The 19004-nt window shown below is 30.7% G+C and carries 21 protein-coding genes; 17 read left to right on the forward strand and 4 right to left on the reverse strand.

Going from position 1 to position 19004, the window contains the following annotated elements; genetic code table 11:
• The first annotated feature begins 37 nt into the window (after positions 1 to 37).
• Both ACNMOQ_RS02720 and ACNMOQ_RS02725 read left to right on the forward strand, forming a co-directional pair.
• Positions 38 to 892, forward strand: a complete 855-nt coding sequence (locus ACNMOQ_RS02720) for an HAD family hydrolase (protein WP_016998493.1) — start codon at positions 38 to 40, stop codon at positions 890 to 892.
• Positions 893 to 1091: 199 nt separating this feature from the next.
• Positions 1092 to 1751, forward strand: a complete 660-nt coding sequence (locus ACNMOQ_RS02725; protein ID WP_135022358.1) for a haloacid dehalogenase type II — start codon at positions 1092 to 1094, stop codon at positions 1749 to 1751.
• 57 nt (positions 1752 to 1808) lie between these two features.
• Here the strand turns inward: ACNMOQ_RS02725 and ACNMOQ_RS02730 are convergent, their stop codons facing one another.
• Positions 1809 to 2756: a hypothetical protein gene (locus ACNMOQ_RS02730; RefSeq protein WP_228064739.1), complete on the reverse strand. Its 948-nt coding sequence runs from the start codon at positions 2754 to 2756 to the stop codon at positions 1809 to 1811.
• Between the two features lie 181 nt (positions 2757 to 2937).
• On the opposite strand from ACNMOQ_RS02730, the gene ACNMOQ_RS02735 reads away from it, so the two are divergent.
• The 3 genes from ACNMOQ_RS02735 to ACNMOQ_RS02745 are packed head-to-tail and all read left to right on the forward strand — an operon-like array spanning position 2938 to position 4884.
• Entirely contained in the window at positions 2938 to 3471 is a 534-nt protein-coding gene (locus ACNMOQ_RS02735; RefSeq protein WP_016998489.1) for a CHAP domain-containing protein, read from the forward strand.
• A 12-nt stretch (positions 3472 to 3483) separates the two neighbouring features.
• A complete protein-coding gene (locus ACNMOQ_RS02740) occupies positions 3484 to 4125 on the forward strand; it encodes an SDR family oxidoreductase (protein WP_218707237.1) in 642 nt (213 codons plus the stop codon).
• Between the two features lie 24 nt (positions 4126 to 4149).
• Entirely contained in the window at positions 4150 to 4884 is a 735-nt protein-coding gene (locus ACNMOQ_RS02745) for a metallophosphoesterase family protein (protein WP_070044994.1), read from the forward strand.
• A 57-nt stretch (positions 4885 to 4941) separates the two neighbouring features.
• Here the strand turns inward: ACNMOQ_RS02745 and ACNMOQ_RS02750 are convergent, their stop codons facing one another.
• Together ACNMOQ_RS02750 and ACNMOQ_RS02755 are read right to left on the reverse strand one after the other, a co-directional pair.
• Positions 4942 to 5889: a cation diffusion facilitator family transporter gene (locus ACNMOQ_RS02750; protein ID WP_016998486.1), complete on the reverse strand. Its 948-nt coding sequence runs from the start codon at positions 5887 to 5889 to the stop codon at positions 4942 to 4944.
• 21 nt (positions 5890 to 5910) lie between these two features.
• Positions 5911 to 6210, reverse strand: a complete 300-nt coding sequence (locus tag ACNMOQ_RS02755; RefSeq protein ID WP_082892515.1) for an ArsR/SmtB family transcription factor — start codon at positions 6208 to 6210, stop codon at positions 5911 to 5913.
• 136 nt (positions 6211 to 6346) lie between these two features.
• Between ACNMOQ_RS02755 and ACNMOQ_RS02760 the strand changes: the two genes are divergently transcribed.
• The 5 genes from ACNMOQ_RS02760 (at position 6347) to ACNMOQ_RS02780 (ending at position 11045) form a co-directional block, all read left to right on the forward strand.
• Positions 6347 to 6661, forward strand: a complete 315-nt coding sequence (locus ACNMOQ_RS02760; RefSeq protein WP_016998484.1) for a CHY zinc finger protein — start codon at positions 6347 to 6349, stop codon at positions 6659 to 6661.
• Between the two features lie 111 nt (positions 6662 to 6772).
• Complete coding sequence (locus ACNMOQ_RS02765) at positions 6773 to 7270, forward strand: hypothetical protein (RefSeq protein WP_016998483.1); 498 nt, start codon at positions 6773 to 6775, stop codon at positions 7268 to 7270.
• Positions 7271 to 7344: 74 nt separating this feature from the next.
• On the forward strand, positions 7345 to 8781 hold the full coding sequence (locus ACNMOQ_RS02770; protein WP_016998482.1) for an MDR family MFS transporter: 1437 nt from the start codon (positions 7345 to 7347) through the stop codon (positions 8779 to 8781).
• Between the two features lie 117 nt (positions 8782 to 8898).
• The gene (locus ACNMOQ_RS02775; protein ID WP_016998481.1) at positions 8899 to 9963 is read left to right on the forward strand and encodes a YkvI family membrane protein; all 1065 of its coding nucleotides are present in this window, start codon (positions 8899 to 8901) and stop codon (positions 9961 to 9963) included.
• 47 nt (positions 9964 to 10010) lie between these two features.
• On the forward strand, positions 10011 to 11045 hold the full coding sequence (locus ACNMOQ_RS02780; RefSeq protein ID WP_064211413.1) for an alpha/beta hydrolase: 1035 nt from the start codon (positions 10011 to 10013) through the stop codon (positions 11043 to 11045).
• Positions 11046 to 11106: 61 nt separating this feature from the next.
• Here ACNMOQ_RS02780 and ACNMOQ_RS02785 read toward each other — a convergent pair whose 3' ends face one another.
• On the reverse strand, positions 11107 to 11610 hold the full coding sequence (locus tag ACNMOQ_RS02785) for a GNAT family N-acetyltransferase (protein ID WP_016998479.1): 504 nt from the start codon (positions 11608 to 11610) through the stop codon (positions 11107 to 11109).
• A 120-nt stretch (positions 11611 to 11730) separates the two neighbouring features.
• Between ACNMOQ_RS02785 and ACNMOQ_RS02790 the strand changes: the two genes are divergently transcribed.
• The 7 genes from ACNMOQ_RS02790 (at position 11731) to ACNMOQ_RS02820 (ending at position 18970) form a co-directional block, all read left to right on the forward strand.
• Positions 11731 to 12654, forward strand: a complete 924-nt coding sequence (locus tag ACNMOQ_RS02790; RefSeq protein WP_016998478.1) for an NAD-dependent epimerase/dehydratase family protein — start codon at positions 11731 to 11733, stop codon at positions 12652 to 12654.
• A gap of 9 nt (positions 12655 to 12663) precedes the next feature.
• Complete coding sequence (locus ACNMOQ_RS02795) at positions 12664 to 13347, forward strand: response regulator transcription factor (protein WP_016998477.1); 684 nt, start codon at positions 12664 to 12666, stop codon at positions 13345 to 13347.
• 1 nt (position 13348) lies between these two features.
• Positions 13349 to 14356, forward strand: coding sequence for a sensor histidine kinase (locus tag ACNMOQ_RS02800; RefSeq protein WP_016998476.1), 1008 nt, complete (start codon positions 13349 to 13351; stop codon positions 14354 to 14356).
• A gap of 104 nt (positions 14357 to 14460) precedes the next feature.
• Positions 14461 to 15222, forward strand: coding sequence for an ABC transporter ATP-binding protein (locus tag ACNMOQ_RS02805; protein WP_016998475.1), 762 nt, complete (start codon positions 14461 to 14463; stop codon positions 15220 to 15222).
• Entirely contained in the window at positions 15212 to 17143 is a 1932-nt protein-coding gene (locus tag ACNMOQ_RS02810; RefSeq protein WP_135021012.1) for an ABC transporter permease, read from the forward strand. The genes ACNMOQ_RS02805 and ACNMOQ_RS02810 overlap by 11 nt, the downstream gene beginning before the upstream one ends.
• A 198-nt stretch (positions 17144 to 17341) precedes the next feature.
• Entirely contained in the window at positions 17342 to 17959 is a 618-nt protein-coding gene (locus ACNMOQ_RS02815; protein ID WP_016998473.1) for a DUF47 domain-containing protein, read from the forward strand.
• Between the two features lie 12 nt (positions 17960 to 17971).
• Complete coding sequence (locus ACNMOQ_RS02820) at positions 17972 to 18970, forward strand: inorganic phosphate transporter (protein WP_064205079.1); 999 nt, start codon at positions 17972 to 17974, stop codon at positions 18968 to 18970.
• The last annotated feature ends 34 nt before the right edge of the window (positions 18971 to 19004 follow it).

Consider the following 19004-nt stretch of genomic DNA (forward strand, 5'->3'; position numbering starts at 1 on the left):
AATAATAATAATGGAAATAAACTTTGGAGGATTATACATGACAACGCAAGTAGTTTTTTTAGACATGGACGGTACGATTTTAAATGAAGATAATAGAGTAACAAATTACACAACTCAAATTATTAAAAAGGTACGTAATAAAGGTGTGAAAGTCTTTCTAGCAACCGGTCGCGCATATGACGAGATACACTATCTTGTGCCAGATGATTTTGAAGTAGATGGTATTTTATCTTCAAATGGAGCAGTTGGTTATATTGATGGTGAAGAAATATTTAAATATCAGTTAGAAATGGATACAGTACATAAATTAATTGATTTAGCTGAAGAACACCAAATATATTATGAGTTATTCCCTTATCATAAAGATAGAATAGCTTTAAATCGTGATAAAGCATTATTAGTTTCAGAACTTGAGCAGTCAGATGATGCAGATGTAGAAATTAATGAATGGAAATCAAGATTAGAAGCAATGAAAGATAAAATCACTTGGGTAGATGAAATACCAAATGATGCCTATTCTAAAATCTATTTCTTCAAAAAGTATCACACTGATATCGATAGATGGGAAAAAGTAGTTGAACCTTTAAAAGAAACTTTAAATATATCAATATCAAATTCAACACCTTGTAATTTAGAAACAATGCCTAAAGGCGTTAATAAAGCGACAGCTATTCAAAAAGTTTTAACGCATTTCGAAATAGAAGAAGATGCTATAACTTACGCTATTGGTGATAGTGATAATGACAGACAAATGTTAGAACATGTAGATAATCCTATCGTAATGAAAAATGCACCAGATCATATTAAGCTACTAGGTAAAGAAGTAACACAATTATCTAACCTCGAAAATGGTGCAGCAGAATTTTTAAAACTTAAATTTTTATCTGAATAAAACATAAGAATCTCATACAAAAATAATTCTCCTAATCTGTTAGTTTAAAAATAACGGGTTAGGAGAATTATTTTGGTTAGAAGTCATATTTTAGCCGTGTAATTTACGTAGATGTAAGTAGTGCACAATTTATTTGGAACGATTGAAATAATAATGTTCGGATATATTAATAATAGTACTCGTTTGAAGGAGTGATACTATGATTAAAGCGATAGTATTTGATATATATGGAACATTATTTGATATCGATAGTGTTAAAAATAAGTGTGAGAAGTTATTTCCGGGCAACGGAGAAAAAATTGCAAAAGCTTGGCGACAAAAGTTAATTGAATATATTCACGTAAGACAATTAGTAAATCAATATAAACCTTTCAGTCTCGTAGTAAAAGACTCACTTGAGTATGTATTAGATAGAAATGAATATGATTACGATTCAGAAGATGTATCTGAATGTGTAAACGAATATAATAAGCTAGAAGCTTTTCCTGAAACTGAACAAGTTTTAAATCAGTTAGAGAATATAGATAAGATTGTATTTAGCAATGGAAATGAAGAGATGGTATTAACTGTTTTAGAACATGCACATATAGAAGGAAAATTTAAACATATTGTAGCTTTAGAAGAAATAGGGCTTTATAAGCCAGATTCAAACAGTTATAAATATTTATATGAAAAATTAGATTTAAACAAAGAAGATATTTTATTTGTTTCTTCTAATAAATGGGATATTATTGGTGCCCAGAATTTTGGATATAAGACAGCATGGATTAATAGATATTTAACGGAGTTTGAACATATCGATGTTGAACCTGACTATGAATACCAGACTTTATACGGTTTAATTTCTTTAATAAAATAATGAAAAAACTGAGAATCACCAAATGAAAGATTTGATTCTCAGTTTTTTATTAATCATTTATTCATCAGGTTGATCATTTTGTGGGTATAGTGCATTTTTATTTTTATGATAGAAGTTCATTGCACTTCCGTACATGATATAACTCATAGCTATTAAATAAACAAATGCGAAAATATAAGCGAAGATGCCAAGTAATATTTTTAGTACGTCAGGAAGTAATGATATTATAAGCGCGGTAATAACTGCGATTATAGCGAGTATGATATAAGCAACAATGAAATATAATACATTACTAAATAGTAATTTCCACGCACTTTTAGGACCTTTACTTGTAATGTTCCAACCTATAGATAATTTATTTAGTGTTGGCAGTGATTGTTGGTCAATATGTACAAGAACCGTATTAACTAAGAAAATGACAACATAATAAATTGGTATGTAAAGCGCAAAGATGATTAACATCATAAGTAACATAATAATTAAGAATGATACTGACATAGCACCAAAGTTATTTTCGTTTATAAACGCAGCTGAAGTGCCAAATATCGCGATAAATATCAATTCTACAATAAACACAACGATATATAATACAATTGCTAATGCAACAGAAATGACAAACATAATTGCAGTTAGTTTAAGTGTCTTTACGTATTTACCTTTCTTGAAGAATAATAACAAATCAGAAAATCTTGGCGCACGTCCTAAGTCTGTATCTTTATAATATTTTAAGAACCCATAAGTCATAGGTATTAAGACAAAAACATATAATAATAAACTAACGATAAAACCTATTACCATAGATATTAAAAAGGCTACGATACCTCCGCCTGAAGGCTCGCCAGAGAAATCTTGAGAAGATATCATGCTAATGGCACCTATTAAAAATATAACACCTGGCACTAACATGATGATACCAAGAACAATTGACGTTAATATTGAAAGGAGAACTGTCTTTAAATGAAGTCCTCGACCATTTCGCCAATAATCTAAATGAAATTCAAACATATTGATCACTCCGTATTCTATTTTATATCAATAGCGTAACATAAAAAGTTTTATAAATGTCATAATATTGTCAAAAATATGGGGGAAGATAAAGTTAATATAATTATCATAATAAGCAGTTTGTTTGATATCATATTAAATTACTCATATATTGAGGGTAGATTAAATTTAGGAGTGAGCTATGAAGAAGTTATTTCGTTTCACGATGTTTATCGTTACTTGGGTTATAATCATTACGATGCTTATCTTATTCAAGCAACAAGGTGGCTTCAACTTTGTAACCCAATATGTTGATAATATTCAAAAAGAAATGCGACAAAAAGAAATAGCATCACGAACAGAACAAATTAAACAAAAAGATAAAACTGATGACCGTTCACTAGGTAATTTCTATCAAGAAGGACAATGTACTTTTTATGTATTTGAAGAACGCTTAAAAATAGATAAAAGAATCCCAACTTCGTGGGGAGATGCTAAACACTGGGCGGAAAGGGCTAAAAAAGATGGCTTTAAAGTGAATGGTAAGCCAGCAAAAGGTTCTATACTGCAAACAGATTATGGTGATTTAGGTCATGTAGCAATTGTAAAAGAAGTACACTCAAATGGTAATATAGTTGTATCAGATATGAACTATGAGAAACCATATGAAGTAACAAAAAGAGTTATTACATCGGATAGATTGCATAATTATCAATTTATCCATGAAAAAATATAAGGAGTGTTTTATATGAATATATTCGTTATAGGTGCAAATGGACAAATCGGTAGATTACTTGTAAAAGATTTAGTAGAAGAAGGTAATCAAGTAACAGCAGGAATAAGAAAAACGAGCCAAGCTAGCTATTTTGAAGAAATAGGCGCTAAAACAGCTTCTCTTGATTTAGAGTATGACGATATTGATGATATTGCTGAAAAAATTAAAGATGCAGATAAAGTTGTCTTCACTGCTGGTTCTGGTGGACACACTGGTGCTGACCAAACAATTATTATTGATTTAGATGGTGCTGTGAAATCAATAGAAGCAAGTAAACGAGCTAATATTGAACACTTCGTTCTCGTTTCATCATTTGATACAAGACGTTCGGCATTCGAAGGTGATTTAAAACCTTATACAATCGCAAAACATTATGCAGATGATCATTTAAGAAGATCTGAACTACCTTATACAATTGTACATCCTGGCTTATTAACTAATAATGAGGGCACTGGAAAAGTTGAAATAGCAGGAGAAGTTGAACGTGGAGAAGTCCCTCGCCAAGACGTTGCTTCAGTTATACAAGCTGTTTTAAATAACGAGGGTACAATCGGAAAAGAATTCCAAGTTGTTACTGGAAATATAGATATAACAGAAGCAGTGAATCAACAATAATAGTGTGATTTAAGGAGATGTATTATGGTTAAATTTGCTATTTTAACAGATATACATGGTAATTATGATGCTTTAGAAGCGGTAATAAAGGATATAGATAGTCGTTCTGATATAGAACACATTTATAATTTAGGTGATAATATCGGAGTTGGTCATAAGACGAATGAAGTATTGGACCTTGTTACAAATCGCAAGGATATGACCAATATTGCTGGAAATCATGATGAAGCAATTATGGCAGTAGCTCATAATGAAACGTATCCTGAAAGTCTTAAAAATAAATTTTACGAACACCATCAATGGATAGTAGAACATCTTGATTCTAAATATTATACTTTTTTAGATCAATTAGACCGAGAAATCACAAAAGAAATAGATGGACTGAATTTTTACTTTACCCATTATCGTATATTAGAAGAAGATATGGATAAGCATATAAGTGAAGATCCGTTTCAACCAATCGTTGAACCATCTTTAGAACATGTTCACGGCTTATTTAATGGTATAGATGCAGACTTTGTTACATTTGGACACAATCACGTGTTACACCATTTTGATGATATTGAGACAATTTATTTTAACCCTGGTTCAGTAGGTCTTAACAACGGTGCTTATGCCGTGTATGGTATCGTTGAAGTTAAAGATGGTGCAATAAATGTTGAACGTATTAAAGTACCATATGATAACCAAGCATTTTTAGATGGTTTCGAAGAAAAGAACGTTCCAGGAAAAGAATTGATATTTGAATCATTTATTTAAATTAAAAGCCTTCCTTTTAAAGTAGATACTTAAAGGGAAGGCTTTATAATATTTAATTTAATGCACATGTTCAGTTGTATCCATACAACATAATAATGAATCGTCATGTTGATGATTTGGTGTTTCTAACTGTATTGTCGCATGATGAATAGATTTATGACTTAATTTGTGATTGATTTCTTCTATTATATTGTCACATTCTGAGACAGTTTTTTGACTATCTACAACAGCATGACAACTTAAAGCTGTTAAGTCACTTGTTATTGACCAGATGTGTAAATCATGTATATCTATAATGTCAGGATGTGATTTAATAGTTTCGGTTATTTCGTTAACATCGATGTTTGGCGGTGTACCTTCCATTAACACGTTGAGTGCTGATTTTGTAACCCCATAGCCACTCTTAATAATAAGAAGTGCCACAATAACACTTGCGATTGGATCGGCTAATCTCCAACCAAATATAATCATAATTAAAGCTGCTGCAATTGCACCGACAGACCCTAATAAATCACCGAGTACATGTATAAAAGCGCCTCTCATATTTAAATTATCTTTCGTGTCAGAGCCTTTAAACATTAACCAAGCTATGAATAAGTTCACTATTAAACCTATTGTACTGATTATAAGCATCCCAGTTGATGCCACTTCAGGAGGATTGAAAAATCTTTCAAAAGCTTCGTAAAAAATATATAAACTAATGGCGATTAAAAGTACACCATTAATTAATGCAGCTAGTATTTCAAACCTGCGATACCCGTATGTTTTCTTATGATTTGCAACGCGTTCGCCAAATTTAAACGCCATAAGTGCTATAAATAGTGAAATAGCATCACTTAACATATGACCAGCATCTGATAACAGAGCTAAACTATTTGTAATATAACCACCAATTACCTCTACTATCATAAATAAACCAATAATAATAAACGAAATGAGCAATATTTTTTTGTTATTAGTATGCACATGGTTATGTGCATGATCGTGGTGATGATCGTGTGACATAAATTTTACCCCCAAATATATTTAATGTTTAGCATGCTCTATAGCTTGCTTTAGCAGTAAAATCACATGGTCATCATCTATAGAATAATAAATACTTTTTCCTTCGCGATCGAATTTAACCAGTCTTAAATTTTTTAAAAATCTAAGTTGGTGAGAAACAGAAGACTGACTTAAAGAAAGTGTTTCTGCTATACAGCCTACAGAATGACGACCAGTACATAGTAAATGCAATATTTTTACGCGAGTTGGATCGCTCAATGCTTTAAATGTTTGAGAAACTAATAATAATGTTTCTTCATCTAATAAATTAGATTGTGTCATAGTGTACTCCTTTTCATATGAATATGTGTTCATATATAAATATATAACATAAAACATTAAAAGTCAAAGCGTATAAAATTGACAAAGTATACTTTATTATGAGAAGTTTTAAATATTATAAATTGAGGAGGTACACATGGTTAACATACACGGTTTAACTGTTGACGATGAGTCGAGATGTACACATTACCATACGCCACTTGATATCATAGCAATAAAATTTAAATGTTGTAATAAGTTTTATTCATGTTATAAATGTCATAATGAAAATGAAAATCATGAAATAATAAGATGGGAAAAAGATGAATTTGATGAACAAGCAATTTTATGCGGTGTCTGTAATCAAACAATGTCCATTAATGATTATATGTTAAGTGAGGTATGTCCGCACTGTTCTGCAAGATTTAATCATAGATGCAAATATCACCATCATATTTATTTTAAAATTTAAAATATACCAGTTTTTGAAAGTATTTATAATAAAAACGTGTTATAATATTTTTAACCATAAAATTGAGAGTTAACTTCGATAGATGTTGCATAGAGAGAAGGAGGACATTGAATGAAAGATTTGATTAAAGGTCATATATTAAGTGGCGAATTTGATACTGCATATAGATTGATGTCCGAAGTGGATTTCTTAGAATTTGAAGAACACTTTATTTCAGCAGCTCATGAAGATGAAAGTACAATGTTTTATACTTTTATACTCGATTGCATAAAAAGAGAAGAAACGAATGAATTACACGATTTAGCATTTCTTCTACATGTATATCCATATAGTGATCATGAAGGTGCTTTCCATACAGCTTATTATCACGCAGAGCGTTCTATGATTCTTACAGAACATAAGGAAGTGAAGAGTTTGTTACAGATGCTTTTATTACACGCTATTCCTGAACCTTTGCTAACTGATAAACAAGCTTTTGACTTAAGTAAACAAATTTTAAAATTAGATCCAGAAAATAAAGTAGCAAGAAACATAATGAAAGAAACTGCTAAGCGTATGGATCAAGTTGTAGTTGATTTTTCTCAACTGTCTAAATTCAATAACGCTTAAACCTAGTCAATTGACTAGGTTTATTTTTTATGGCATCATAGGAAAGTTAAAAAAATAAAAATTAGGAGAAAGACATGGATAATAAATTTAAGAGAAGAATCATAATGATAGTGTTCCTAGTGGGAACATTTTTTATGATTTTAAATGAAACACTTTTGAATATAGCATTAAAAGAGCTAATGTCTGTATTTAATGTAGATGCACCAACTGTGCAATGGATGGCAACTGGTTTCATGTTGGTAATGGGTGTGTTGACGCCGTTATCAGCAATCGTTAACCAGTGGTTCCCCACAAGAAAACTATTTTTAGGGTTAGTTGTTATATTCTCAATTGGAACATTAATTGCGGGATTGGCATTGAATTTTCCAATGTTATTAGTCGGAAGAATGGTTCAAGCTGCAGGTACGGGACTTATGATACCTACTGTTATGAACGCCATGCTGATGCTTTATAAAGAAAGTGAACGCGGGAAGATTATGGGTCAATTTGGTTTAGTTATAATGTTTGCTCCAGCATTAGGACCAACGTTATCGGGAGTTATCGTTGATTACCTAGGTTGGAGATGGTTATTTTTAATTGTTCTTCCATTTATGTTATTTACATTTATATTTGCTTATAAATATTTACAAAATGTAGGAGAGGTTACAAAACCAAAAGTCGATATTGCATCAATTGTAATGTCTACAGTAGGTATTGCTGGTATCATATACAGCGTTTCATCAGTTAGTTCAATTGAAGGTGGTTTTACGAATCCAGCCATCTACATTACATTGATCGTGGGCGCAATTTCAATCGTTTTATTTGTTTTAAGACAATTTAAACTTGAAGAGCCAGTATTGGATTTAAGAGTGTTTAAATATCATAATTATACTAAAGGTGTTATCATATTCGTTGCTGTTATTATGACGATGTTTGCTTCGGAAATTGTAATGCCTATGTATCTACAAGGTCCGATGGGCTTTAGTGCAAAAGTAGCTGGTCTCATTCTATTACCTGGTGCATTATTAAATGGTTTCCTTTCACCGTTTATGGGAGCTATTTTTGATAAAGTTGGGCCAAGAAAACTAGTTGTACCGGGATTACTTTTATTATTAGGTGTGTCTATTTTTTACGCAAACATTCATCCAGGTATATCGGTATGGGTATTTGTACTTGTTTATATTATATTGATGGTCAGTATATCAGCTGTACTTATGCCTGCTAATACTAATGCTTTAAATGCGTTACCTAAAGAAATGTATCCACACGGAACAGCTGTATCTAATATGCTTCAACCAATAGGTGGAGCATTAGGTATTGCAGTATTTGTGAGTATTATGAACGGTGGACAAACTGCAGCTTTAGAAGGCATTAAAAACCCTACAACAGAAGATGTAAACCAAGCGATGACTATTGGATTACATCAGTCTTATTGGTTCGCTATTGTATTATTAGCATTAGTTGTAATTGTTGGTTTCACAGTTACGAGAGCTAACTATAGCAAAACTTTAGAAAGTAAAAGTGAACAATAAATGTAAAAATATAAAACCTCTTACATAAGTAAGAGGTTTTCTTAATCTTAATGAATATTTTTAAAAACAGTGGGTATAAGATTATATGTTGATTCAATTAAATGAGGAGGAACATTTGTGTCAAATGTAAAAGAAGCAACTAAAATTGGTTTTGCCTATGTCGGAGTCGTGGTAGGTGCAGGATTTTCTACTGGTCAAGAAGTGATGAAATTCTTCACTCATTATGGCTTATATGGATACATAGGCGTTATTATTTCAGGGATTATGTTGGCCTTCTTTGGTAGACAAGTCGCGAAAATTGGTACGGCGTTAGATGCTGATGACCATAGCTCAACTATTAATTACTTATTCGGAAAATTCGGTGTCGTGATTGATTATGTATTAATCTTTTTCTTATTTGGTATATCCGTCACGATGATTGCTGGCGCAGGCTCTGCATTTGAAGAAAGTTTCAGTGTCCCAACTTGGTTGGGGGCGTTAATAATGTGTATTGTTATATATATAACATTATTATTAGATTTTGATAAAATAGTTAAAGCTTTGGGTGTCGTAACACCATTCTTAATCATTGTCATTCTAATTATTGCAGGCTATTTCTTTGTGAATGGTCATGTAAGCATTAGTGATATAAATTCAACTGTAAAACAACCAAGTTTATTATGGGGGATTTTACAAGGATTTATTTACGGTGGTTTAGCATTTTCAGTAGGATTTAGTACTTTAGTCGCTATAGGTGGCGATGCTGATAAACGACATATTTCAGGTTTAGGTGGAATTATCGGCGGTGTTATTTATTTAGTATTATTAGGTTTAATCAATTCAGGTTTACTATCAGAATACCCAAACATTATCGGAGTAGAAATACCAACTTTAGCCTTAGCTAGAACGATTTCTCCAATAGTTGGTTTAGCATTATCGATTATCATGTTAATGGTAATGTATAACACAATATTAGGGCTAATGTATTCATTTACTGCTAGATTTACAGTGCCTTTTTCTAAACAATATATTGTATTACTTACTATAGCAATGGTAGCAGCTTATGGACTTAGTTTTGTTGGGTTCTCATCACTTATCGATAAATTATATCCAGCTATGGGTGTTATAGGTTTAGTTATCTGTGCGGCTATATTATTTAAGTATATTTTAAGGAAAAAAGACAACAAAAAACATATCGCATAAAATTATTGTATATGTTAAACTATCTTCTTACATGAGGAAGTGAACATATGAAAAGAAAGAAACGACGATTGTTTATTTTAATAGTGGCGATCATCGTTGTTATAAGCGGTTTCTATATCTATAACAAATATCAAGAACATAAACAACGTGAAATGCAGTTGCAAGCTCAAAAGGCAAACCAGTTGCTACTTAATAACAAAAAAGTTCAACTTTCACGCGATGTGGCATATGGGCACGAAGCTCCAAATAGCCAAATGGATATAATAACACCATCCAATATTAAAAAAGGTGAAAAATTACCTGTTATTTTTTGGACGCATGGGGGCGGATTTATAGCTGGCGATAAAAGGCATAAAAATCCTTACTTAGCGCAAATTGCAGAGCAAGGATATATTATTGTGAATGTTAATTACGCGTTAGCACCAGCTTCTAGATACCCAACGCCTATACAACAATTAGATCAAGCTACAAAATATACACTCAAAAATAGAAACAAATTTAACATTGATCATAGACAAATCGTATATGGTGGAGACTCAGCCGGTGCACAGATTGCAAGTCAATATGTTGCACTACAAACAAATCCAAAATTACGACAACAAATGGAAATGAAACCAACAGTTAAACGTAAATACCTTAAAGGTGTTATATTATTCGGTGGTTTATATAATATGCAAACTGTTAGAAGTACGGAATTTCCTAGAATTGATTTATTTATGACAAGTTACACAGGCTCTGAAGAATGGGAAAGAAACTTTTCTCAAATTAATCAATTATCTACAGTTGAACAGATTACAGATAATTATCCTCCTACATTTTTAACAGTAGGGGATGCAGATCCATTTGACCCACAAAATAGAGAATTTAACGATGTACTAAAAAAATATAATGTTCAAACAACAACAACATTCTTTGATGGTACACACGGATTACGTCACCAATATCAATTTCATATGAACTTAAAAGAAGCTAAGAAAAATTATAATAATGTAATGATGTTCTTAGGTGCGAACACTAATAAGTCACCATATGAAAATAATACAAAGCGTGAATCTGAAACTGTAGTAAAAAAAGATAAATAAAAACTAACAGGCTAAGACAATTATTTGTCTTAGCCTGTTAGTTTTATATAGGTGGATGATTTTATAAAAGTTTAGCCATTACAAATTCATCATAATATTTTTCATTAAAATACAAAGTATCTTTTTTTCTACCTTCATTTTTAAAACCAAACTTCTCATATAAGCGGTAGGCGGGTTCATTTTCTGTAACAACTGTTAGCTCTAATCGATGGAGCTGTCTTTCTATCGCCCAAGACTCAGATTTTTGTAGTAATTTATAGCCGATTCCTTTATTTCTAAATGTTGGTAATAGACCCATTGCTAATTTTGCAGAATGTTGGTTTCTATGTGTACGACCGCCTTGAATAGTAACATAACCGATTAAGACATCATTTAGTTCAGCAACGATTATAGTAGAATTACTTGTAGTAATCATCTCTTCTAAAAATAATGTTTGGTTTTGTATAGAAATTTGATGTTCACCAGGATTGAACAAAAGATATTCTGACTGGTTAATAACGCTATCTAATAATTTGTTGAAATTTTCAACGTCATTTATTCTAATTTCTCGAATGATTTCCTCCATAAAATATCTCCTATTTCTATTTATTATTTATAATCAGTGTTATATTTAGGGTAATTAAAGTTTAAAGTTATAATCAGTATAACATATGTGTAAAGACCGTTAATAAAGGAGTGTTTCAACATGAAACCGAATGTATTAATCTCTGGTGGTTCAGGATATATAGGTAAACATTTAATTCATACTTTAAAAGATATAGGCAATTTATATGCTATTACAAAATATGAAGAAGATATGACTGAAGAAGATGTGTTATGGAGAAAATGCGATATTTTTGTTTTGAAAGATATGATAGAAGCATTAAAAGATATAGATATTGCAATATATTATTTAGATCCAAATAAAAAATCTGCAAAATTAACTCAAAGTAATGCAAGAAATTTAAACATTATAGCTAGCGATAATATGGCAAGAGCATGTAAAGCAAATAATGTTAAACAAATCATATATATTACAGGCTCTCCTTTTGATCAAGAAACAATTCAAACTTTAAAATCATACGGTACAGAAGTTATCGAAACAGAACAATCTATTAAACGACCTGCTGTTTCTATTGAATTGCAAAGGTCGAAATATGATGATGTTAGAAGTGTACATCGTATGCCATTACCGTATTCATGGAATTTAGAACAAGGTATGGAATACTATTTTGAATGGTTAGAAGAAACAAGTGGCACGCTTGTAAGGATTAAACATTACAAAGATACTTATTATATTTATTTTAAGCATAGTAATAAACCATTATTACAATTACAAAGAGAACGTCATGATATTGGTGATGATATAATACAATTTAAAGTAGTAGGCGGCACACTAGCTGTAAATATGTACGAAGATAATGGCATTTTAGAATTTAGACGTTTTAAAGAAACGAATGAATTTATGGTTCATTTATTTAATTATATACCTAGAATTCCTTGGGGGATTTATTATTTATCTCAAGCACCTATTCATAATGTTACATTAAAAGGATTTGAGATTGATTGTAGAATTAAAGATTTTCAATTACGTTCAGAGGCAGGAGAATCAAAAAAATATACTAAGTAGAGGGATAGAATGGAATTATTAATTATAGAAGATGATGAAACACTATTTAAAGCGATGCAAACTCAACTTGAGAAATGGGGTTGGTCTGTTCATGGTATTAATGATTTCAGTTTAGTATTTGAAGAGTATCAAAAAATAGAACCAGAAATGGTTATTATTGATATTCAATTACCTAAATATGATGGATTTTACTGGTGTCGGATGATTAGGCAACAATCTAATGTGCCGATAATATTTTTATCTTCTAGAGACCATCCTATGGACCAAGTCATGAGTATGGAACTAGGTGCAGATGATTTTATACAAAAGCCATTCCACACAGAAGTACTCGTTGCGAAATTACAGGCAATATATAGAAGGGTCTATCAGTATAATAAAGAAGAACCTCGTGTGAAATTATGGAATAAAGCTCGTGTAGATTATGGTAAGCATGTTATAGAAAAAAATGATATTGAAATATCACTTACTAAAAATGAAATGTTTATATTAGAAATTTTACTTAATCATAAAAATGAAATCGTAACAAGAGATACAATTATTACCGCATTGTGGGATGATGAGCAATTTGTTAGTGATAATACTTTAACAGTAAATGTTAATAGACTAAGAAAAAAATTAACGGACATTGGTTTAAATGATTTAATTGAAACAAAAGTAGGCAAGGGTTATATTGCCCACGAGCCGGAGGGATAGGATGCTTAGACAGTTTTTAAAAGAAAGATGGCCGTGGATAATATTTTTTATAGCTATGCAAATTGTGATTCTCATCACTTCTTGGCTTGATGTAGCGATATCTGTAAAAAGTGCTCAATATTTAATATGCGTTAATCTTATTTTATTTGTTATCTTTTTGTTATTAATCTATTCAAGAGAAACAAGGTTTTATCATGCTTTAAAGTCGAATATGTCTCTAAAAGAAATGGAACATAAAGACTTACAACATTCTGCTTATGAAAAAATTATATTTAACTATATTGAAGATTATGAAGAAACGAGTCGTTCAACTATTCATAAACAGAATAAAGAACTTAAGCAAACTAAAAATGATTTATTAGAATGGATTCATGAAGTGAAGACACCTATCACTGCTATGAAATTATTGTTAGATCAAATAGAAGACACAAAGTTAAAGCAAGATTTATTGTATGAGTGGAGTCGTATCGATTACTTACTCGATCAACAATTATACATTAGAAGATTAACTTCTAAATCTAATGACTTTTACTTTGGACACTTTAATCTGAAAAATATGGTCATAAAAGAAATTCAGCATGGTAGAAATATAAGCATTGCCAAAGGTGTCGGTTACGATATAAAAATAGATAATACAGAAGTCTATACTGACGAAAAATGGTGCCGTACCATCTTGAGACAAATTATAAGTAATGCTTTAAAATACACTGAAAATAGTGATATATTGATTAAATCTGGAGAACAACACGGTCAAACTTATTTAGTAATAGAAGATAAAGGTAGAGGTATAAAAGCAAGAGATTTACCAAGAATTTTTGAAAGAGGTTTTACTTCTACAACGAATCAAAGGGAATCAACTGCGACGGGCATGGGATTATATCTTGTGAAAGAAATAGCTGAAGGACTAAGTATAAAAGTGAATGTCAAATCAACATACGGCGAAGGTACAAAAGTCCTTCTCATTTTCCCTAATCCGAATATGTTTACAACAATTGAACTTGCAAAGTGACAATAATGTCACTTTGCAAGTTCAAATTGTATCATGAATCGAAGGATTTAGAAGCGGTAAACGATTAATATTAAACCATAAACAAATTTAAAGGAGTTTTGAAAATGAGCATATTAAAAACCGAACAACTAGTAAAAGTTTATGGTTCTAAAAATAATCAACAAGAAGTTTTAAAACAAATAGATATGTCAGTAGAAAAAGGCGAATTTATTAGCATAATGGGACCTTCTGGTTCTGGTAAAACAACGTTACTTAATGTATTAAGTTCTATCGATTACGCAACTAGTGGACAAATTGAAATCAATGGTAATCAACTACAAAATATGAATAACAGACAGATGTCGAACTTTAGAAAAAAAGAATTAGGTTTTATTTTCCAAGAGTACAATTTATTAAATACGTTAACTGTTCAAGAAAATATTATGTTGCCATTAACAATTCAAAAAATCTCTAAAAAAGAAGCATATAAAAGATACGAAGAAGTTAGTAAAGTATTAGGTATTTTAGATATCCAAAACAAATATCCTAATGAAATCTCAGGTGGTCAAAAGCAAAGAACTTCTGCAGCAAGAGCTTTTATAGCACAACCATCTATAATATTTGCTGATGAACCGACAGGTGCATTAGATTCTAAATCAGCTTCAGATTTACTTAATAAGTTGGATCAACTTAATCAAACAACTGGTGCAACAATCGTAATGGTTACACATGATTCGGTAGCTGCAAGTTATTCTAATCGTGTTATTTTCTTAAAAGATGGTAAAGTTTATTCTGAACTTTATAAAGGAGACGATGATAGAGAAACATTCTATAAAGAAATCATCAAAACACAAAGTGTGTTAGGTGGTGTCGTAAATGAGCTTTAATCAAATCGTCATTAAAAACTTACGACGTAGTATCCAGCATTATAGTATGTATGTTTTTTCAATTACGATGAGCGTCATGTTATTCTTTGGATTTGTAACTTTAAAGTATTCAGATGATTTAAAAGGTCTACAATCTGGCGTTAAGCCAGACGCAGGTATTAAAATTGGTATAACATTATTAACTGTTATTATTGTGATTTTCTTATTATATGCAAACCAATTATTTATAAAAAGAAGATCAAGAGAAATGGGATTATATCAATTAATAGGTATGACTAAACGTGAAGTATTTAAAATATTCGCTTTAGAAAATCTAGTGTTATTTGCACTTACAGTTATTTCAGGTACTATTTTAGGATTTTTCTCATCAAAAATTTTACTTATGATACTTTATAAAATAATTGGAGTAAATCAAGAAGCACATTTAGATTTTAGTATACAAGCACTTTTACAAACTGTAATATTAATGATTGTTATTTACATTATTATATCTATACAAAACTATATTTTCATTAAACGAAAAACAATTTTAACTTTAATGAATGAACATCATGCAACGGATACTAAAATTAAAAAAATAAAATTATACGAGCTTATATTCGGTGCAATAGGTATCATTATGATTATTAGTGGTTATTATTTATCAAGTGTATTATTTGATAATTCTAAGGGTATGATCGATTTATATACAAGAATGTTAACTATACTTTTCTTAACAATAGTAGGTGCTTACTTACTATTTAGATGTTCTATATCTTTAATATTCAATACGATACGTAAGTATAAAAGAGGAATGTTAACTGTTACAGATGTTGTATCAACTTCATCTATTATGCATAAAATGAAAACAAATGCTTTATCTCTTACAATTATCGCAATTGTTTCAGCTTTAGCAGTAGGGCTCTTATCTTTAAGTTACATTTCATATTATAATGCAGCAGAAACTGCTCGTGATACATCACCAGATGACTATATCTTCATTAAAGAAGACAAAGCGAAACAATTTAAAGAAGAACTTAAGAACGAAGGTATTCCATATAAAGTTCATGATTTCCATGTGACGTTCTATAAGTTAGATGATTCAAAAGTATTTAAAGCTCGAAATGATATGGAAGGTCAACAATCTAATTCTCCGACTGTTGTTGCAAAAGCTTCAGATTTTAAAGATATAAATTTAAAAAATGATGAAGTTGCAATAGTTGGTTATAGTGATATGTTAGATAAAGTTGTAACAGTAGATGATAAAGAGCCAATTGTTTATAAGGTAAATAATGAAACGAAAAAATTAAAAGTTAAATCAATTAATAATGATAAATATTTAGCAAGTATAGTTTCATTTAATAGTCCTGTTAATGTTGTTTCAGATGATACATTCAATGAAATGAAAAAGAATGAAGCTAAAAATGATAGTTATAATGATCAATATGGTATTAATTTAAAAAATAAACAAGATATTAAAAAAGCTGAAAGTATATTCGCTAAGGTAGCAAAAGATGAAAATGGCGGTGCTTTATCTTACAATGAAATATATGAAAATTCTAAAAGCACATTAGGTTTAATGTTATTCGTGCTAGGATTCTTAGGGATAGCTTTCTTACTATCAACGGGTTGTATCATATATATTAAACAAATTGATGAAACTGAAGATGAAACTTCAAATTACAAGATTTTAAGAAAGCTTGGTTATACTTCAAGAGATATGTCACGTGGTATAGCATTGAAAATTAGTTTTAACTTTGCATTACCACTTATTATCGGTTTGTGTCATGGTTATTTTGCTGCTAAATCAGGTTGGTTCTTTATGGGAGAATCATTCTACACACCAGTATTAATTGTTATGTCACTATACTCTTTAATATATGTTCTCTTTGGAGTACTTGCTTATATACATTCTAAACGTGTTATACAACGCGCGTTATAAAGGTTTTCAAGACTAATGCTTGCCATTAGTCTTTTTTTATGTTATAAAAAATCAATGTAAACATTGTATTTTCAGAAAGTTTACAAAGAACTTAAAAATTTAAAAATACATTAATAAATAGTGGTTTAATTCAATTTGAAAGAGTACAATGGAAGAGTAATTACGTAAATTATGATGTATATTTTGGGAGGATTATTAATGTTTAATAAGAAAAAGGATAAGTTTGGTATACAGCTAGAAGCTATAGCTGAGAATTTAAGCCGCGCATCTGTTGAATTTGGAGAAATGGATTTTGACTCTGACTTCGATTTGAAAGCTTATTCAGATAAGATAAAAGCCTATGAATCAAATGGTGATGATTTAATGCACCAAATGATTACAGATTTAAATCAAACTTTCATCACACCAATTGAAAGAGAAGATATTCTTGAACTTTGTGATGCATTGGATGATGTTTTAGATGAAATGGAAGAAACATCAGCAATGTTTGAAATGTACTCTATCAGTTATTCTGATGACTACATGGCAGAATTCGTTAAGAACATTCAAGCAGCAGTAAAAGAAATTGCAATTGCTGTGTCACTTGTAGCAGAGAAGAAATTCTCACATATTCGCGTTCACTCAATCAACATTAAAGAATATGAAACTAACTGTGATGGTATTTTAAGACAATCTATTAAATACATTTTCAACAGTGAAACAGACCCTGTAACATTAATAAAAATAAAAGATATTTACGAATCATTAGAAGATGTAGCAGATAAATGTCAATTAGTAGCAAACAAACTTGAACAAATCATTATGAAAAATAGCTAAGGAGTTTAAAAAATGGATAGTTTACTCATTCTTACCGTAGCTATTGTTGTATGTGCGTTACTTTTTGACTTTATTAATGGTTTCCATGATACAGCCAATGCTATCGCAACAGCAGTATCTACAAAGGCACTTAAACCAAGACATGCCATATTATTAGCAGCAGTAATGAATTTTATCGGAGCTTTAATGGCGACAGGTGTTGCCCAAACAATTGCAAAAGATATCGTTGACCCATTCAAATTAGAAAATGGTTCGATTGTTATTTTAGCAGCATTGCTTTCAGCAATAGCATGGAATCTGATAACTTGGTACTTTGGTATTCCAAGTTCGTCTTCACATGCTCTAATTGGATCTATCGCTGGAGCTGCAATCGGTTCGGCAGGGTTCGGCGTATTACATTACCAAGGATTTTCTAAAATTATATTAGCATTAATTGCTTCTCCAATTCTTGCTTTTATTGTCGGGTTTACGATGTATTCCATTTTTAAAGTTGTATTTAAAAATAATAACTTAACAAGAACAAATAGAAACTTTAGATTTATTCAAATTGGTACAGCAGCTTTACAAGCTTTCTCACACGGTACAAACGATGCTCAAAAAGCAATGGGTATTATTACTATGGCGCTTATTTCAGCTAATCTACAATCTACAACTGATATAGAATTGTGGGTTAAAGTAAGTTGTGCTACCGCAATGGGACTTGGAACAGCAGTAGGTGGTTGGAAAATCATTAAAACTGTTGGTGGTAACATTATGAAAATTCGTCCGGCAAATGGTGTTGCAGCAGACTTATCATCAGCATTTGTCATTTTTGGTGCGACGTTTATTCATTTACCAGTATCAACAACACATGTTGTATCTTCATCAATTTTAGGTGTAGGTTCTTCTCAACGCGTTAAAGGTGTTAAATGGACTACAGCTCAGAGAATGATTATTACATGGATTATTACATTACCAGTATCAATAATACTATCGTTTATTATTTATCATATTTGCGTACTATTTGTATAAAAATAGGAAAGCACACTTTCAATTGTAACTTGAA

Source organism: Mammaliicoccus lentus (assembly GCF_947036595.1).
GTDB lineage: Bacteria > Bacillota > Bacilli > Staphylococcales > Staphylococcaceae > Mammaliicoccus > Mammaliicoccus lentus.

Coding starts and splice junctions, on each gene's coding strand:
- ACNMOQ_RS02795 (WP_016998477.1), top strand. CDS start 12,664: ATGGAATTATTAATTATAGAAGATGATGAAACACTATTTAAAGCGATG.
- ACNMOQ_RS02730 (WP_228064739.1), bottom strand. CDS start 2,756: ATGTTTGAATTTCATTTAGATTATTGGCGAAATGGTCGAGGACTTCAT.
- ACNMOQ_RS02740 (WP_218707237.1), top strand. CDS start 3,484: ATGAATATATTCGTTATAGGTGCAAATGGACAAATCGGTAGATTACTT.
- ACNMOQ_RS02805 (WP_016998475.1), top strand. CDS start 14,461: ATGAGCATATTAAAAACCGAACAACTAGTAAAAGTTTATGGTTCTAAA.
- ACNMOQ_RS02755 (WP_082892515.1), bottom strand. CDS start 6,210: ATGACACAATCTAATTTATTAGATGAAGAAACATTATTATTAGTTTCT.
- ACNMOQ_RS02800 (WP_016998476.1), top strand. CDS start 13,349: ATGCTTAGACAGTTTTTAAAAGAAAGATGGCCGTGGATAATATTTTTT.
- ACNMOQ_RS02720 (WP_016998493.1), top strand. CDS start 38: ATGACAACGCAAGTAGTTTTTTTAGACATGGACGGTACGATTTTAAAT.
- ACNMOQ_RS02745 (WP_070044994.1), top strand. CDS start 4,150: ATGGTTAAATTTGCTATTTTAACAGATATACATGGTAATTATGATGCT.
- ACNMOQ_RS02735 (WP_016998489.1), top strand. CDS start 2,938: ATGAAGAAGTTATTTCGTTTCACGATGTTTATCGTTACTTGGGTTATA.
- ACNMOQ_RS02790 (WP_016998478.1), top strand. CDS start 11,731: ATGAAACCGAATGTATTAATCTCTGGTGGTTCAGGATATATAGGTAAA.
- ACNMOQ_RS02770 (WP_016998482.1), top strand. CDS start 7,345: ATGGATAATAAATTTAAGAGAAGAATCATAATGATAGTGTTCCTAGTG.
- ACNMOQ_RS02780 (WP_064211413.1), top strand. CDS start 10,011: ATGAAAAGAAAGAAACGACGATTGTTTATTTTAATAGTGGCGATCATC.
- ACNMOQ_RS02725 (WP_135022358.1), top strand. CDS start 1,092: ATGATTAAAGCGATAGTATTTGATATATATGGAACATTATTTGATATC.
- ACNMOQ_RS02785 (WP_016998479.1), bottom strand. CDS start 11,610: ATGGAGGAAATCATTCGAGAAATTAGAATAAATGACGTTGAAAATTTC.
- ACNMOQ_RS02765 (WP_016998483.1), top strand. CDS start 6,773: ATGAAAGATTTGATTAAAGGTCATATATTAAGTGGCGAATTTGATACT.
- ACNMOQ_RS02810 (WP_135021012.1), top strand. CDS start 15,212: ATGAGCTTTAATCAAATCGTCATTAAAAACTTACGACGTAGTATCCAG.
- ACNMOQ_RS02815 (WP_016998473.1), top strand. CDS start 17,342: ATGTTTAATAAGAAAAAGGATAAGTTTGGTATACAGCTAGAAGCTATA.
- ACNMOQ_RS02820 (WP_064205079.1), top strand. CDS start 17,972: ATGGATAGTTTACTCATTCTTACCGTAGCTATTGTTGTATGTGCGTTA.
- ACNMOQ_RS02750 (WP_016998486.1), bottom strand. CDS start 5,889: ATGTCACACGATCATCACCACGATCATGCACATAACCATGTGCATACT.
- ACNMOQ_RS02760 (WP_016998484.1), top strand. CDS start 6,347: ATGGTTAACATACACGGTTTAACTGTTGACGATGAGTCGAGATGTACA.